Below are 15,557 nucleotides of genomic sequence, written 5' to 3' on the forward strand. Positions count from 1 at the left end.
TCTGCGGGGCTTTTTCGTTTTTAGGGCTAGACGCTGTTTTTTCACAGTGTTAAATTCGGCCTCGCTGCATACCCTATGCAGCTCTCTGTACGCCGTCGCCGATTCATTCCTATACGAACTCGTTCGCGATCCTGTCGCCTTCTCTGCGGCGCGGCCTCTCAAGCTAACAGCTTTCTTCTCCTCTCGATGATCACGTCATTCCTATGAATCTGACCGAACTCAAGCAAAAGCCGATTGCCGAACTGCTGGACATGGCCGAACAGATGGGCCTGGAAAACATGGCTCGTTCGCGCAAGCAGGACATCATCTTCGCCCTGCTGAAAAAGCATGCCAAAAGCGGCGAGGAAATTTCCGGTGACGGCGTGCTGGAGATTCTCCAGGACGGTTTCGGCTTTCTGCGTAGCGCCGACTCTTCTTACCTGGCCGGCCCCGACGACATCTACGTCTCGCCTAGCCAGATCCGCCGTTTCAACCTGCGTACCGGTGACACCATCGTCGGCAAGATCCGTCCGCCGAAGGAAGGCGAGCGTTACTTCGCCCTGCTCAAGGTCGACAGCATCAACTTCGACCGTCCGGAAAACGCCAAGAACAAAATCCTGTTCGAGAACCTGACGCCGCTGTTCCCCACCAAGCGCCTGAGCATGGAAGCCGGCAACGGCTCCACCGAGGACATCACCGGCCGTGTGATCGACCTCTGTGCGCCGATTGGCAAGGGCCAGCGCGGCCTGATCGTCGCCCCGCCGAAAGCGGGCAAGACCATCATGTTGCAGAACATCGCCTCGAACATCACCCGTAACAACCCCGAGTGCCACCTGATCGTTCTGCTGATCGACGAGCGCCCGGAAGAAGTGACCGAAATGCAGCGCACCGTGCGCGGCGAAGTGGTTGCCTCGACCTTCGACGAGCCGCCGACTCGCCACGTGCAGGTCGCCGAAATGGTGATCGAGAAGGCCAAGCGCCTGGTCGAGCACAAGAAGGATGTGGTCATCCTGCTCGACTCCATCACCCGTCTGGCGCGCGCCTACAACACCGTGATTCCGAGCTCCGGCAAGGTCCTCACCGGTGGTGTCGATGCCCATGCTCTGGAGAAGCCGAAGCGCTTCTTCGGCGCCGCGCGTAACATCGAAGAAGGCGGTTCGCTGACCATCATCGCTACCGCGCTGGTGGAAACCGGCTCGAAGATGGACGAAGTGATCTACGAGGAATTCAAAGGCACCGGCAACATGGAGCTGATCCTCGATCGCCGTGTTTCCGAGAAGCGTGTGTTCCCGGCCATCAACATCAACAAGTCCGGCACCCGCCGCGAAGAGTTGCTGACTGGCGAGGAAGAGCTGTCGCGCATGTGGATTCTGCGCAAGCTTCTGCACCCGATGGACGAAATCGCCGCCATCGAGTTCCTGATCGACAAACTGAAAGCGACCAAGACGAACGACGAGTTCTTCCTGTCGATGAAGCGCAAATAAGCGGTTCATGTCTTGCAACAAGGCCGGGGAAACCCGGCCTTGTTGTATCTGGAGGCTTTCAAGCCTTCTGAAAGCCCGACTTCGGCGCTAAACTTTGCGGCCGACTCTAGCCTGTCCGACACGAGGCTCCTGCATGCAGTATCGCGACCTGCGCGACTTCATCCGTGAACTGGAAAAGCGCGGCGAACTCAAGCGCATCCAGACCCCGGTATCGCCCGTTCTGGAAATGACCGAAATCTGCGACCGCACCCTGCGCAAGGGCGGCCCGGCGCTGCTATTCGAAAAGCCCACGGGCTTTGACGTGCCGGTGCTCGGCAACCTGTTCGGCACGCCCAAACGCGTGGCGCTGGGCATGGGCGCCGAGGAGGTGTCCGAGTTGCGCGAGATCGGCAAGCTGCTGGCCTTTCTCAAGGAGCCGGAGCCGCCGAAGGGCCTCAAGGACGCCTGGAGCAAGCTGCCGATCTTCAAGAAGGTCATCTCCATGGCACCCAAGGTGGTCAAGGATGCGCCCTGCCATGAAGTGATCGAGGAGGGCGACGATGTCGACCTCGGTAAGCTGCCGATCCAGCACTGCTGGCCGGGCGACGTGGCGCCACTGATCACCTGGGGCCTGACCATCACCAAGGGCCCGAACAAGGAGCGGCAGAACCTCGGTATCTACCGCCAGCAGGTGATCGGCCGCAACAAGGTGATCATGCGTTGGCTCAGCCATCGTGGCGGCGCGCTGGATTACCGCGAGTGGTGCCAGAAGCATCCAGACAAGCCTTACCCGGTTTGCGTCGCTCTGGGTGCTGATCCTGCGACCATTCTCGGCGCTGTCACGCCTGTGCCCGATACCCTCTCCGAATATGCCTTCGCCGGCTTGCTGCGCGGCCATCGCACCGAGCTGATCAAGGCGCGCGGCAGCGACCTGCAGGTGCCTGCCAGTGCCGAGATCGTCCTGGAAGGCGTGATCCATCCGGGCGAGACCGCGCCGGAAGGCCCGTACGGCGACCACACCGGTTACTACAACGAGGTCGACACCTTCCCGGTGTTTACCGTCGAGCGCATCACCCGTCGACGCGATCCGATCTACCACAGCACCTACACCGGCCGGCCGCCAGATGAGCCGGCGATCCTTGGCGTGGCGCTGAACGAAGTGTTCGTGCCGATCCTGCAGAAGCAGTTCCCCGAGATCACCGACTTCTACCTGCCGCCGGAAGGCTGTTCCTACCGCATGGCGGTGGTGACCATGAAGAAGCAGTACCCCGGCCACGCCAAGCGCGTAATGCTAGGTGTCTGGTCGTTCCTGCGACAGTTCATGTACACCAAGTTCGTTATCGTCACCGACGACGATATCAACGCACGGGACTGGAATGACGTGATCTGGGCGATTACCACGCGCATGGACCCCAAACGCGACACGGTGATGATCGACAACACGCCGATCGACTACCTCGACTTCGCTTCGCCGATCTCCGGACTGGGTTCGAAAATGGGCCTGGACGCCACCCACAAGTGGCCGGGTGAAACCACCCGTGAGTGGGGTCGTGCCATCGAGAAGGACCCTGCGGTGGTGGCGCGCGTCGACGCGCTGTGGAGCGAGCTGGGAATCGATTGATGAACGTCACCCTGCAACCCTCCGGCGTCACTCTCGCGCTGCAGCCGGGCGAACGCATCCTCGATGGCGCCCGGCGTCTAGGCTACGACTGCCCACAGAGCTGCCGTAACGGCAATTGCCATATCTGCGCCGCGCTGCTTGTGGAAGGCCGGGTCAAACAGAACGGTGTCGAGCTGGATCATGGCGAGCTGTTCACCTGCCTGGCCGAACCGCTGGAAGACTGCGTGCTGCACTGGGACGGCGTGCTGGCGCCGGGGGAGTTGCCGGTGCGTGAGCTGAGCTGCCAGGTGATCGAATGCCAGGACGTGGGCGGCGACGTGTTCCGTGTGCGCTTGCGTACGCCAGCGGGCAAGGCGCCGCGCTACCACGCCGGGCAGTACCTGCTGTTGCAGCGACCGGATGGTGAGATGGCGGCCTTTTCCCTGGCTTCTGCGCCGCATGCCGGGCGTGAGCTGGAGCTGCATATCCTCGCCCGTGAGGACAGCAGCATCGCCCTGCTGGAGTATCTACGTAGCACCGGCATGGCCCGCGTGCAGATGCCCTACGGCGATACCCACCTCGCCGACCTGCCCGATGGCCCGTTGGTGCTGATCGCCGCCGGCACTGGCATGGGCCAGATGCACAGCCTGATCGAACACTGCCGTGCTGCCGGTTTCGCCCATCCGGTGCACCTGTACTGGGGCGCGCGCCGGCCCGAGGATTTCTACGCGCTGCCGCACTGGGCCGACTGGCAGCAACTGCATAACCTGCGCTTGCACCAGGTGGTCAGTGATCAATGTGGCTGGCAAGGCCGCTGCGGCCTGCTGCACGAGGCGGTGCGTGAAGACTTCCCCGACCTCAAGGCCCTGCACGTCTACGCCAGCGGCTCACCGGCGATGGTCTACGCCACGCTCGATGCGCTGGTCGAAGCCGGTATGGATGCCCACCAGATGCGCGCCGACGTATTCGCCTACGCGCCGCGAGGTTGAACGAAAAAGCCGCCCGAGGGCGGCTTTTTCATGTCGCGGCGTAGTACGCAGCGTCAGCGAACGTTTACCACTACCTTGCCCACCGCCTTACGCTGGCCGAGCGCATCGATCGCTTCGCCACCACGCTCCAACGGGAAGGTTTGCGAGACCAACGGCTTGAGCTTGCCGTCGGCATGCCAGGCAAACAGTTGCTGGAAGTTCTCGGCGTTATCCTGCGGCTGGCGTTGGGCGAAGGAGCCCCAGAACACGCCGACCAGGGAGGCGCCTTTGAGCAGTGGCAGGTTGGCCGGCAGGGCCGGGATGCCACCGCCGGCGGCGAAACCCACCACCAGGAAGCGGCCGTTCCAGCCGATGCTACGGAAGGCTTCCTCGAACAGTGTGCCGCCTACCGGGTCGTAGATCACGTCCACGCCCTGGCCGCCGGTGAGTTTCTTCACCTCGTCCTTCAGGCTCTGCTCGCTGTAGTTGATCAGTTCGTCGGCGCCGGCCTTGCGCGCGACCTCCAGTTTCTCGGCGCTGCTCGCTGCGGCGATGACCTTGGCGCCCATGGCCTTGCCGATTTCCACTGCTGCCAGACCAACACCACCTGAGGCGCCGAGCACCAGCAGAGTCTCGCCCGGCTGCAGGTTGGCGCGTTGTTTGAGGGCATGCATGGAGGTGCCGTAGGTCATGCCGAAGGCAGCCGCGGTGGTCAGGTCCATGCTCTTGGGCACTGGTAGCACGTTGTAGGCCGGCACGGCGACTTCTTCGGCGAAACCGCCCCAGCCGGTCAGCGCCATGACCCGATCACCGGCGCGCAGGTGGCTGACTTTCTCGCCCACGGCCTTGACTACACCCGCCACCTCACCGCCTGGGGCGAAGGGAAAGGGCGGTTTGAACTGGTATTTGCCTTCGATGATCAGCGTGTCCGGGAAGTTGACCCCGGCGGCCTGCACCTCGATCAGCACCTCGTTTTTCTTCGGTTCGGGGCTTGGCAGGTCTTCCAGTACCAGGGTATCGGCGGGGCCGAAGGCTTTGCACAGCAGGGCTTTCATGAAGGTCATTCCTCTAGCAGGGTGCCTTGCAGTGTAGAAAGCGCCCGCCGAGGGTCAACGAGCATGCCGATGCCTGATAGGTCGGCATAAGCGTCGGACTTGGGTGCTGGCCTGTGGATGGCTATGCTAGGCACATCCCCGATGGAGTGCCGAACGTGAAACTGTTGACCGCCCTGCTGCTGAGCCTGTCGATCTGCCTGCCTGCCCTGGCCTCTTCGGAGAAGAAGGAAGAAGCGCCGACGACGCTCTACTACAACCTGACCCCCGCCTTGATCGGCAACCTGGCCGACCAGGGGAGCCGCCTCAAGTTCTTCAAGGCCGATGTGTCGCTGCGAGTCACCGGCACCGAGGCCGAGGAGAAGATCAAGCAGCACGAGCCGCTGATCCGCCATCAGATGGTGATGCTGTTCTCCGCCCAGACCAGCGAGACCATCAACGCTCCTGATGGCCGCGAGAACCTGCGCCTGGAGGCGCTCAAGCAGGTGCAGGACGCGATCAATGGCGAAGAGGGCAAGCCCATCGTCGAAGACCTGCTGTTCAACAACCTGATCATCCAGTAGCGGCGAATCCCCTTGGCGTTCGGGCGCTGCTTCGACGGTGAAGGCCAAAGCGATTCGCGGCTGAAGCCGCTCCTACAGATTGCTTACGCCATCTGCGCCAGGGTCTTGCGAAAGCGGCTCAGTGCCGCGACGAAGAACAGCGCGCCGATGCCGGCGATGGCCAGCATGTAGGGCCAGATGATCGCGAACCCCGCACCGCGATAGAGAATGGCCTGGGCCAGCGCGACGAAGTGAGTGGTCGGCGCCGCCAGCATGATCTGCTGCACTAGTTCCGGCATGCTTTCGCGCGGTGTGGTGCCGCCGGAGAGTATCTGCAGCGGCAGCAGCACCAGGATTATCAGCAGGCCCAGCTGCGGCATCGAGCGCGCCACCGTGCCGAAGAAGATACCCATCGAGGTGGTGGCGAACAGGTGCAGCGCCGCCCCGGCCAGGAACAGCGCGATGGAGCCTTCTATCGGCACCTGCAGCCAGCCCTGCACCACCAGCAGCAGCGACAGCGCCGCCGCTGTCAGTACCACCAGTCCCATCGACCAGACCTTGGCCAGCATGATCTCCAGTGGCGTCACCGGCATCACCAGCAGATGTTCGACGGTGCCGTGCTCGCGCTCGCGGATCAGCGCCGCGCCAGTGAGGATGATCGACAGCATGGTGATCTGGTTGATCACCTCCATCACCGAGCCGAACCAGGCGCGGGTCAGGTTCGGGTTGAACTGCACGCGCAATTCCAGTTCGGCCGGCTGCTGCAACTCGCCGCGGTAGCGACGGACGAACTCGGCTACCTCACTGGCGCCGATGTTCTGGATGTAGCCGGCGCCAGTGAAGGCCATGCTGACCTGGGTGGCATCGACGTTGAGCTGGATCGCCGGGCTGCGGCCGGCGAGCACGTCGCGCTGAAAGTTCGGTGGAATGTTCAGTGTGAAGGTGTAGCGCCCGGAGTCCATGCCGCGATCCATCTGGCTCAGGTCGATGCGTTCCGGCGTGCGGAAGTAGGGCGCCTGGAAGGCCTGGATCAGCCGTTCGGAGAGTTGCGACTGGTCTTCGTCGACCACGGCGATGGCGGCGTTGTGCAGGCTTTCCGGCAGGCTGGTGGCAGCCGAGTAGATGCCCATGCTGAAGGCCCAGAGAATCAGCAGCACCAGGGCCAGATCGTGCTGCAGGCTGCGCAGTTCCTTGATACCTAGGTGCAGAATGTTGGCCAGGCGTTCCATCACACCTCCTGTTTGCGCAGCAGGCTGGCGCTGAGCAGCGTCAGCAGTGGGATGGTCAGGGCCAGGGCGCCGAAGTAGCCGGCCAGGTCCTGCAGCTCCAGCGCCTTGGAGAACAGGCCGCGGCTGATCACCAGGAACTGCGAAGTGGGATAGCTGTGGCCGACCAGGGCGCCGAAGCCTTCCAGCGAGGCTACCGGGTAGATCAGCCCGGAGAACTGGATGGCCGGCAGCAGGGTGACGATGGCGGTGCCGAACACGGCGGCGATCTGGCTCTTGGTGAAGGTCGACATGAGCAGGCCGAGGCCGGTGGCGCAGGCCAGGTAGAGCAGGGCACCGGCCAGCAGGGTCAGCGGGCTGCCCTTGAGCGGCACATCGAACACGGTGATCGCCAGCAGCACCAGCAGGATGAAGTTGAACAGGCCCAGGGCGATGTAGGGCAGTTGCTTGCCGAGCAGGAACTCCAGCCGCGTGACCGGGGTGACGTAGAGGTTGATGATCGAGCCCAGCTCCTTCTCGCGCACGACACCGAGCGCGGTGAGCATCGCCGGAATCAGCATCAGCAGTAGCGGAATCACTGCCGGCACCATGGCCTTGAGGCTTTCCACGTCCGGGTTGTAGCGGTAGCGCACTTCAAGCTCGGCGGCGTTGGCTGCCTGCGGCTGTGGTGAGCGCCGGGCCAGCTCGCTCAGGTAGTGTTGATGCAGGCCGGTGACGTAGCCCTTGATGGTTTCGGCGCGGGTCGGCATGGCGCCGTCGATCCACATGCCGATCTGCGGGCTGGCGCCGCGCTTGAGGTCGCGGCCGAAGTGCGGCGGAATCTCCACGGCCAGGCTGATGTCGCCATTGCGCAGGCGCCGCTCCAGCTCGGCATAGTCGGAGAGAGGTGCCTTCTCCAGGAAGTAGCGCGAGCCGGACAGATTCAGATGGTACTCCTGGCTGGTGGTGGTCTGGTCGCGGTCCAGCACGGCGAAGGTCAGGTCTTCCACGTCGAGGCTGATGCCGTAGCCGATGATGAACAGCAGCATTACCGTGCCGAGCAGCGCCATGCCGCCACGGATCGGGTCGCGACGCAGCTCCAGTGCCTCGCGGCGGGCATAGCTGAGCAGGCGGCGCAGGCTGAAATGCTGGCGCTGTTGCGGCGCGGCCTGTTCCAGCGGCGGCACTTCGCTGACCGGTTGCTCGCCGACCGCCTCCTGCAGGTAGGCGATGAAAGTGGCTTCCAGGCTGTCCAGGCCGCGTTTGTCCATCAGGCCCTGTGGGGTGTCGCTGTCGAGCACCTTGCCGGCGTGCATCAGCGAGATGCGGTCGCAGCGCTGCGCCTCGTTCATGAAGTGGGTGGAGATGAAGATGGTCACGCCGTCCTGGCGCGACAGGTCGAGCATCAGTTGCCAGAAACCGTCGCGGGCCACCGGGTCGACCCCGGAGGTCGGTTCGTCGAGGATCAGGATCTCCGGCTTGTGGATCACCGCAACGGCCAGCGACAGGCGCTGGCGGATGCCCAGCGGCAGGCGCTCGGGGAGCATGTCCATGACCTCGCCGAGGTCGAAGCGTGCTGCCATCTGCGTCACACGCGGTTCGATCTCGTCGGCCGGGACATGGAACAGCTGGGCATGCAGTACCAGGTTCTGCCGCACCGTCAGCTCGCCATACAGAGAAAATGCCTGGGACATGTAACCGACCCGCTTGCGTGTGGCCATGTCGCGCGGGTCCACCGTCTGGCCGAACAGCAATGCCTCGCCCTCGCTGGCTGGCAGCAGGCCGGTGAGCATCTTCATGGTGGTGCTCTTGCCGCAACCGTTGGAGCCGAGGAAGCCGAATATCTCGCCACGGCGGATGCGAAACGACACCGAGTCCACCGCGACGAAATCACCGAAGCGCATGGTCAGGCCTTTGGCCTCGATGGCGATCTCGCTGTTGCCTTGCAGGGGTGCAATTACCACCTGCTGGTGGCCGCGCCGGCGCTCTTCGGGGAGCAGGGCGATGAAGGCCTGCTCCAGGCTGTCGCAGCCGGTGCGTGTGCGCAGTTCGGCCGGGCTGCCTTCGGCCAGTACGCGGCCGGCATCCATTGCCACCAGATGATCGAAGCGCTCGGCTTCCTCCATGTAGGCCGTGGCCACCAGCACGCTCATCTGCGGGCGCTGCGTGCGGATGCGCTCGATCAGCTCCCAGAACTGGTTGCGTGACAGCGGGTCGACGCCGGTGGTCGGCTCGTCGAGAATCAGCAGATCCGGGTCATGGATCAGCGCGCAGCACAGCCCGAGCTTCTGCTTCATGCCGCCGGACAGCTTGCCGGCTGGGCGCTCACGAAATGCCGCCATTCCGGTACTGTGCAGCAGGTCATCGATGCGCCGCTCGCGCTCTGCAGCATCCTGGCCGAACAGGCGGCCGAAGAAATCCAGGTTCTCGAACACCGACAGCGTCGGATAGAGGTTCTTGCCCAGACCCTGCGGCATATAGGCGATATACGGGCAGGCGTTGCGCCGATGGCGGGCGTCGGCCATGTCGCCGTCAAGCACTTCGACGCGACCGTCCTGCAGCTTACGCGCCCCTGCGATCAGCGCCAGCAGGCTGGATTTACCGACGCCGTCCGGGCCGATCAGGCCGACCATGCAGCGTGCTGGCAGCGCCAGGTCAACCTGCTGCAGGGCGTGGGTCTGGCCGTAGCGCAGGCCGACGCCGACCAGGCGCGCGACCGCCGCGTTCATTGCGGAACCTTGATCGCCAGGTGCTCGGGCCATTCGGCGTCAGGGTCGAGGCGCAGGTAGGCCATGCCGGGCACGCCGGTCTTTACCTGCTGCAGGTGTTTGCTGAGCAATTCGGGGGCGATGCGCGCCTTGACCCGGAACATCAGCTTCTCGCGCTCGCTGGCGGTTTCCACGGTCTTCGGTGTGAACTGGGCGACGCTAGCGACATAGCTGACCTTGGCCGGGATCACGTATTGCGGTGCTGCATCGATCACCAGGCGGACTTCGCTGCCCAAGGCCACGCGACCAGCCTGGCGCTCGGGTAGGAAGAAGGTCATGTAGACGTCGGTGAGGTCTACCAGGTTGAGCAGCTTGCCGCCGGCGCCGAGCACTTCGCCCGGCTGGGTCACGCGGTACTGCACGCGGCCGGTGCGAGGTGCGCGCAGCAGGCTGTCGTCGATGTCCGCCTGCAGGCGCTCGACGCCGGCCTGTGCCGCCTCCACCGCCGAACGGGCTTCCTCGACCTGTGCCTGTGCCGCGCTGATACCGGCGTCAGCGGAGATGACCTGGGCATTGGCGGCTGCCAGCGCCGCCTGGGTGCTTTGCAGGCGGGCCAGGTCATCATCCAGGGTTTGTTGCGGTAGCGCGTTGCGCTTGACCAGAGTGGCGCTACGCGCGTGGCGTTTCTGCGCGGCATCCAGTTCTGCCTGGCGCTGGCGTACTACGGCGGCGGCGCTGACCTTCTCGCTTTCGCGTAAGGCTACCTGAGCGAGCGCGGTGCGCTCGGCGTTCTGCGCCTGGCGTACCTGGGCCCGGGCCTGCTGCAATTGCGCTTCGAGCGCCTGGGTGTCCATGCGCGCGAGAATCTGGCCGGGTTCGACGAAATCTCCCTCATCGACCTCGATGCTGGCGATGCGCCCGGCCAGCTTGGTGGCCACATCCACCTCAGTGGCCTCGATACGGCCGTTACCGCTGGCAAAATCCTCACCAAGGCCATCAGGGCGCAACTGCCACCAGGCCACGGCTGCCAGCACAGCGACGCCGGCGGCGATCAGATAGGGCAGAGGTTTTCTGTTCATCGGTCATGTCCTTTCGTGAACCTCATGACAGAAGCTCTATCAGGAGGTTTTCCATTGTCCTCCGCCACCAGTCTAGGTGGTTTGATGCAGGTCAACCGTGGGTTGCTGCCACAGGGCGGTGCGATTGCGTCCCTGATGTTTGGCCTGGTAGAGCGCCTGATCACTGTGGGCGACAAGCGTGCCCGGTTGTTCGTCGCTGACCGGGTCGACCACGGTCATACCGATGCTCAGCGTCAGTCGCCCGAGCGGGCTGGCCGGATGGGGGATATCCAGGCTGGCGATGGTTGCATGGATGCGTGCGGCGACCTGTTCGGCGCCGTCCTGGTTGGTATTGGCCAGGATGATGGCGAATTCCTCGCCACCGTAGCGGCATGCCGTGTCGCCTTCGCGCTGCAGACTCTCGCGCAGGGCGGCACTGACGCGGCGCAGGGCATCGTCGCCGGCCAGGTGGCCAAGGGCATCGTTGTAGGCCTTGAAGTGATCGATATCCAGCATCAGCAGGGCCAGCGGCGCGTCGAGGCGGCGCAGTCGCCGCCACTCGGCCAGCAGTTGCTGATCGAAATAGCGGCGGTTGTACAGCCCGGTCAGGCCATCGAGCTGCGACAGGCGCTGCAGCTGCGCTTCCAGCTGCAGGCGCTCGCTGTTGTCGCGAGACACGGCAATCAGGTATTCGCGGTCATGCAACTGCACCAGTTGCGTGTTGATTTCGGCCGGCTGGCGGCTGCCGTCACGGCGAATCAGTTCGCGCTGAAAAATCCGCGAGAGGTTGTCGTGTTGCGCCTGGCGCGCCTGTTCCAGCCAACGGTGAAAACCGGGCAGGAGCTTCTCCGGATCGTCGCGCAGCAGCTCGGCGAACTGTTCGGGACGGTAGCCGAGCGTAGCGTAGGTGGCCTGATTCATGTGCAGCAGCTCGCGGGTGCTGCTGTCGAAGATGAACAGCCCGTCATGGCTGGAGTCGGTCAGGTCGAGCACCAGCTGCAGGCGCTCGCGGTTTTCGAGCAGGCGCTGTTCGGTTTCCTCGCGACGTTCGGCCTCCAGCTTGAAGCGCCGGTTGGCCAGTTGCAGGGCGTGAGCGCGGCGGCTGTTCTCCAGGGCCAGGGCCAGCGCGGCAACCAACAACAGGCTGATGGTCAGGCTGGCGCCGAGCACGACGTCGGGCAGCGACGAGTCCAACTGATCGAGCAGCTCTTCGGTGGGGCTCAGGCGCAGGCTGAAGCCCTGATTGTTGAGCAAACTCAGGCCCAGTTGCAGGCTATGCGGCGCCTCGGCATCCGCAGCGCCGTGGCGGAACAGGCTGTGACCGTTCTCCAGCAGTTCGAGGTTGAAGGCGTCACGGTCGATCTGGGTGAGCAACTGCAGCATCAGCGGCTCGACGCGAAATACCCCCTGCAGGAAACCATCGAAGACCTTGCTGCCATCCTGCTCGCGGTACAGCGGCGTATAGAGGACGAAGCCGCGGCCACCCTGGACCAGGTCGAAACTGTTGGAAAAGCGCTGTTCGCCGCTCTCGCGAGCTTCCATGGCCAGCGGGTAATTGGGGTGTTCGGGATCGAGGCGAAAGCTCAGTGCCGCTTCGTTGCCGGCCACCGGCAGCAGCCAGCGCATGTGCAGGTCGGGACCGACCCACTGGATCGACTGGTAAGCGGGAAAACCGCGCAGAGCGAGTTCCACTTCTTCGTCCCAGCTGGCACGCGGCAAGCGGCCTAGGCTGTTCCATAAACGGGCGATGCGTTCGAGGCTGGCCACCTCCAGGTGCAGCGTGCTTTCCAGTTGGCGTGCCAGGCTGCGCGCCTGATAGCCAACTCGCTCGTCGACGCGCTGTTGCTGCACCGCCTCGATCTGGCGCCAAAGCAGCACGCTGGCGCTGCTCAGCACCAGTAACAGGAACGCCAGCGCAAGGCGCGCTGGCCAGGCGGAGGATGCCGGCATGGATAACTCCCTAGGCGTGCTGTGGTGATAGCACAGTGCCGTGAGTGACTCAACGCATGGCGAGAATTGCCTTCCATTCGGCGTCGGCTACCGGCATCACCGACAGCCGGCTGCCGCGCTGCACCAGTGCCAGATCGGCCAGCAGCGGGTTGTTCTTCAGGTGTTGCAATGCCAGCACCTCGGCGAAGGCTTCGACGAATTCGACGTCCAGGGCACTCCAGGGGTTCTTCTCGGCACTGGCCTTGGGGTCGTGATAGTGGCTTTGTGGGTCCAGCGCGGTTGGGTCTGGGTACACCTCACCGGCAATGCGTGCGATGCCGGCAATACCGGGTTGCGGGCAACTGGAGTGATAGAAGAAGAACAGGTCGCCCGCTTTCATCGCGCGAATGAAATTGCGCGCCTGGTAATTGCGCACGCCATCCCAGCGTGTTTTACCGAGGCGCTGCAGGTCGTGGATCGATAATTCGTCGGGTTCGGACTTCATCAGCCAATGAGGCATGAACTTTGCTCCTGCAGGTCTGTCCGTAAGCGGACGCTTGTTTGAGTGACGCTCTCCGACGGCCGGTTGGCGCCGGAAATTGCGCAGCGCATGGCACTGGCGGAAAATACCCGGCTAAACGCTTGGCGCTGTCGTATTGCATACAACAATAACGCGCGACCAACGCGCGCATTGCCTTGAAGGGGGAGGCAATAAATGAAACGCAAGCCAGATCTTTTGTGGGTTCTCGTCGTACTGTTCAGCCTGGGCGTGGTTACCACGGGTTACACCCAGGGCCTCTGGGAGCGTCAAAACGACGCTTCGGTCAATGTAACGCAGCAGCCCTGATTCGCGGACTGCAAGCGTGAGCGCCGCAGGGAACGCGGTGCTGCATCCTTCGCTTCAATACCAAGCCTCGTCCGTCACCGTTGCCTGCAAGGGCACGTCCCAACTGGCCATCGCCAGTTCATCCACTCGCTGACACTCATGCGCCAGGCCCAGCAGCGTCGGCATGTGCCAATTTTTGCGCATGCGTAGATAGGCCAGGCTGCGGTCATAGAAACCGCCGCCCATACCCAGGCGCCCGCCGCGGTCATCGAAGCCCACCAACGGCAGCAACACCAGATTCAATGCCCAGACCTTGCGCTGGCGCTTTGGCTGCGGACGCGGTTCGAGAATACGGAAGCGATTGCCCGCCAGTTTCTCGTGCCGCGTGACACGCTGGAACACCATCTTGGTGCGTGGCCAGGCGCTGAGCACCGGCAGGTAGGTGCATTTGCCACGTTTTTGCGCAGCGGCCAGCAGGGGGCGTGGGTCGATCTCGCCATCGTTGGGCAGGTAGAACGCGATATGCCTGGCGCGACGGAACTGAGGGCTCTGCACCAGTTGCCGATACAGGTTGCGCGCGGCGGTACGTTGCTGGCTACGGCTGAGCGCACGACGACGCTGACGCAGCACGCGACGCAGTTGTGGGCGACTAAGGGGATTGGTCATGGAGCGAGGATGGTGCGAGACAGGTAGCGGTGGCTACCAGAGGGAATGATGACTTCCCGGCGTGCCGCTGTCGGTTTAGCCCTTGAACCCGAAAGTTCAAGGTGGAGGTTGCAGGAGGCGTTAAGGCTTTCCGTCAGGCGGACATGCACACCGGCCCCAACGTGCAACCCCCGTGGTTGTGCGTATCGGCTCAGGGACATCACCGACTGGCGCACACCCCAGGAAGTAGCGTCCAGTATACCCGAACAGAGCGCCTGCGGGGCGGTCTGCGACGAACAGGCTGGCATCGCGGTGCTCAGGAAGCCGAGTCGTCGGCCAGTGCCTGGTCGACGCGGTCGAGCAGATCACGCACCTGGTGGCGGGTGGAGTTGGCGTCCTGATCCAGGCGCTGTTGCTTGTGCAGCAGGTCGTGGGTGATGTTCAGCGCGGCCATCACGGCAACGCGGTCGGCCCCGATCACTTTGCCGCTGGTGCGGATCTCACGCATCTTGCCGTCCAGGTAGCGGGCAGCACTTTCCAGGTTGGCGCGTTCATCCTGCGGGCAGGCGATGCAATATTCTTTGTCCAGAATGTGGACGGTCACGGTGTTCGACTGGGTCATGAGTCCTGCTCCAGGGCTTTAAGGCGCGAAATCATCGATTCGACCTTGTGCCGGGCCATTTCGTTCTTTTCGATCAGATGGGCGCGTTCCTCGCGCCAGGCCTGTTCATTCGCCAGCAGGAGTCGGTTGTGAGCCTTTAGCTGATCGACACGCTGGATCAGCAGTTCCAGCTTGGCGGTCAATGCGTGCAGATCGGCGTCTTCCATGGGCTCTCGCTATGGGATGGCTGGCTGGACTGTATAGGCCTGTCCCGGCTACGGGTCAAACCCAGATGGCAGTGGTGTGATGCAGATGACGACATCACACCGGCGGCCTCGGATGGTCTTGCCGCGCCTGCCGGTGCTAGGATACGAGGCCTCCATTCTAGAGATTGCGCCGTCTGGCGCCTAGCTATCTATGTCGATTCCAAGCTCCCCCTATGCCGCCTTCGCCGCTCTGCTCAGCAGCGCTGGGCATTCCGTTTCCCCTGCCGAGCTGCATGGCCTGTTGCTCGGTCGCAGCTGTGCTGGCGCTGGCTTCGATGCCGACGCCTGGCTGCTCGACGCCACCGATCTGCTCGGTGGCGAGCCGCAGGACAATGTGCGCCAGGCGCTGATCGGTCTGCAGGAGATGGTCAAGGGTGAGCTATGCAGCGAAGACGTCACCGTGGTGCTGCTGTTGCCGGATGACGAAACCCCGCTGGCGCAGCGTGCGGTCGCGTTGGGCCAGTGGTGCCAGGGCTTTCTCGGTGGCTTCGGTCTGACCGCTCGCGACGGTGCGCTGAGTGCCGAAGCCATGGAAGTGTTGCAGGATCTCTCGGCCATCGCCCAGGTGCAGAGCGCCCTGGAAGAATCGGAAGATGGTGAGAGCGATTACATGGAGGTGATGGAGTACCTGCGCGTGGCGCCGCTGCTGCTGTTCACCGAGTGCGCCAAACCCGCTGCACCTGCCGCCAAACCATCCCTGCACTGATTTATCGTC

The 15,557-nt window shown here is 63.6% G+C and carries 15 protein-coding genes and 1 other RNA gene; 6 read left to right on the forward strand and 10 right to left on the reverse strand.

The window, feature by feature from the left end:
• Positions 1 to 203: 203 nt before the first annotated feature.
• The 3 genes from rho to BM059_RS22560 all read left to right on the forward strand — a co-directional run bounded on the left by rho (position 204) and on the right by BM059_RS22560 (position 4,031).
• The gene (gene rho, locus BM059_RS22550; protein ID WP_036999752.1) at positions 204 to 1,463 is read left to right on the forward strand and encodes a transcription termination factor Rho; all 1,260 of its coding nucleotides are present in this window, start codon (positions 204 to 206) and stop codon (positions 1,461 to 1,463) included.
• Between the two features lie 133 nt (positions 1,464 to 1,596).
• Positions 1,597 to 3,063 (forward strand): 4-hydroxy-3-polyprenylbenzoate decarboxylase, encoded by a 1,467-nt coding sequence (ubiD, locus tag BM059_RS22555; protein ID WP_072423534.1) that lies wholly within the window; start codon positions 1,597 to 1,599, stop codon positions 3,061 to 3,063.
• Positions 3,063 to 4,031 (forward strand): CDP-6-deoxy-delta-3,4-glucoseen reductase, encoded by a 969-nt coding sequence (locus BM059_RS22560; protein WP_074941425.1) that lies wholly within the window; start codon positions 3,063 to 3,065, stop codon positions 4,029 to 4,031. Before ubiD ends, BM059_RS22560 begins: the two co-directional genes overlap by 1 nt.
• 53 nt (positions 4,032 to 4,084) lie before the next feature.
• Here BM059_RS22560 and BM059_RS22565 read toward each other — a convergent pair whose 3' ends face one another.
• Positions 4,085 to 5,065 carry an NADPH:quinone oxidoreductase family protein gene (locus tag BM059_RS22565; protein ID WP_074941426.1) on the reverse strand — a complete coding sequence of 327 codons (981 nt, stop codon included), beginning with the start codon at positions 5,063 to 5,065 and terminating at the stop codon, positions 4,085 to 4,087.
• Between the two features lie 155 nt (positions 5,066 to 5,220).
• On the opposite strand from BM059_RS22565, the gene BM059_RS22570 reads away from it, so the two are divergent.
• The gene (locus tag BM059_RS22570) at positions 5,221 to 5,625 is read left to right on the forward strand and encodes a flagellar basal body-associated protein FliL (RefSeq protein ID WP_074941427.1); all 405 of its coding nucleotides are present in this window, start codon (positions 5,221 to 5,223) and stop codon (positions 5,623 to 5,625) included.
• Positions 5,626 to 5,708: 83 nt separating this feature from the next.
• Here BM059_RS22570 and BM059_RS22575 read toward each other — a convergent pair whose 3' ends face one another.
• The 5 genes from BM059_RS22575 to BM059_RS22595 form a co-directional block, all read right to left on the reverse strand.
• The gene (locus BM059_RS22575) at positions 5,709 to 6,833 is read right to left on the reverse strand and encodes an ABC transporter permease (protein WP_074941428.1); all 1,125 of its coding nucleotides are present in this window, start codon (positions 6,831 to 6,833) and stop codon (positions 5,709 to 5,711) included.
• A complete protein-coding gene (gene rbbA, locus BM059_RS22580; RefSeq protein ID WP_074941429.1) occupies positions 6,833 to 9,538 on the reverse strand; it encodes a ribosome-associated ATPase/putative transporter RbbA in 2,706 nt (901 codons plus the stop codon). Before rbbA ends, BM059_RS22575 begins: the two co-directional genes overlap by 1 nt.
• A complete protein-coding gene (locus BM059_RS22585; RefSeq protein ID WP_074941430.1) occupies positions 9,535 to 10,596 on the reverse strand; it encodes an HlyD family secretion protein in 1,062 nt (353 codons plus the stop codon). The genes rbbA and BM059_RS22585 overlap by 4 nt, the downstream gene beginning before the upstream one ends.
• Before the next feature lie 72 nt (positions 10,597 to 10,668).
• Entirely contained in the window at positions 10,669 to 12,525 is a 1,857-nt protein-coding gene (locus BM059_RS22590) for a sensor domain-containing diguanylate cyclase (protein WP_074941431.1), read from the reverse strand.
• Positions 12,526 to 12,574: 49 nt separating this feature from the next.
• A complete protein-coding gene (locus BM059_RS22595; protein ID WP_074941432.1) occupies positions 12,575 to 13,024 on the reverse strand; it encodes an EVE domain-containing protein in 450 nt (149 codons plus the stop codon).
• A 195-nt stretch (positions 13,025 to 13,219) separates the two neighbouring features.
• Between BM059_RS22595 and BM059_RS25775 the strand changes: the two genes are divergently transcribed.
• On the forward strand, positions 13,220 to 13,351 hold the full coding sequence (locus BM059_RS25775; RefSeq protein ID WP_260619684.1) for a hypothetical protein: 132 nt from the start codon (positions 13,220 to 13,222) through the stop codon (positions 13,349 to 13,351).
• Between the two features lie 54 nt (positions 13,352 to 13,405).
• Here the strand turns inward: BM059_RS25775 and BM059_RS22600 are convergent, their stop codons facing one another.
• The 4 genes from BM059_RS22600 to BM059_RS22615 form a co-directional block, all read right to left on the reverse strand.
• Complete coding sequence (locus tag BM059_RS22600; RefSeq protein WP_074941433.1) at positions 13,406 to 13,996, reverse strand: 5-formyltetrahydrofolate cyclo-ligase; 591 nt, start codon at positions 13,994 to 13,996, stop codon at positions 13,406 to 13,408.
• 49 nt (positions 13,997 to 14,045) lie between these two features.
• A non-coding RNA gene (ssrS, locus tag BM059_RS22605) (6S RNA) lies at positions 14,046 to 14,224 on the reverse strand.
• 67 nt (positions 14,225 to 14,291) lie between these two features.
• The gene (locus tag BM059_RS22610) at positions 14,292 to 14,597 is read right to left on the reverse strand and encodes a cell division protein ZapA (RefSeq protein WP_036999739.1); all 306 of its coding nucleotides are present in this window, start codon (positions 14,595 to 14,597) and stop codon (positions 14,292 to 14,294) included.
• Complete coding sequence (locus BM059_RS22615) at positions 14,594 to 14,803, reverse strand: TIGR02449 family protein (protein WP_036999737.1); 210 nt, start codon at positions 14,801 to 14,803, stop codon at positions 14,594 to 14,596. The genes BM059_RS22610 and BM059_RS22615 overlap by 4 nt, the downstream gene beginning before the upstream one ends.
• A gap of 190 nt (positions 14,804 to 14,993) precedes the next feature.
• Here BM059_RS22615 and BM059_RS22620 point away from each other — a divergent pair, with 190 nt between their 5' ends.
• Entirely contained in the window at positions 14,994 to 15,548 is a 555-nt protein-coding gene (locus BM059_RS22620) for a YecA/YgfB family protein (protein WP_074941434.1), read from the forward strand.
• Positions 15,549 to 15,557 lie beyond the last annotated feature (9 nt).

Origin of the sequence: Ectopseudomonas composti, from assembly GCF_900115475.1 — a bacterium.
Classification (GTDB): Bacteria; Pseudomonadota; Gammaproteobacteria; order Pseudomonadales; family Pseudomonadaceae; genus Aquipseudomonas; species Aquipseudomonas composti.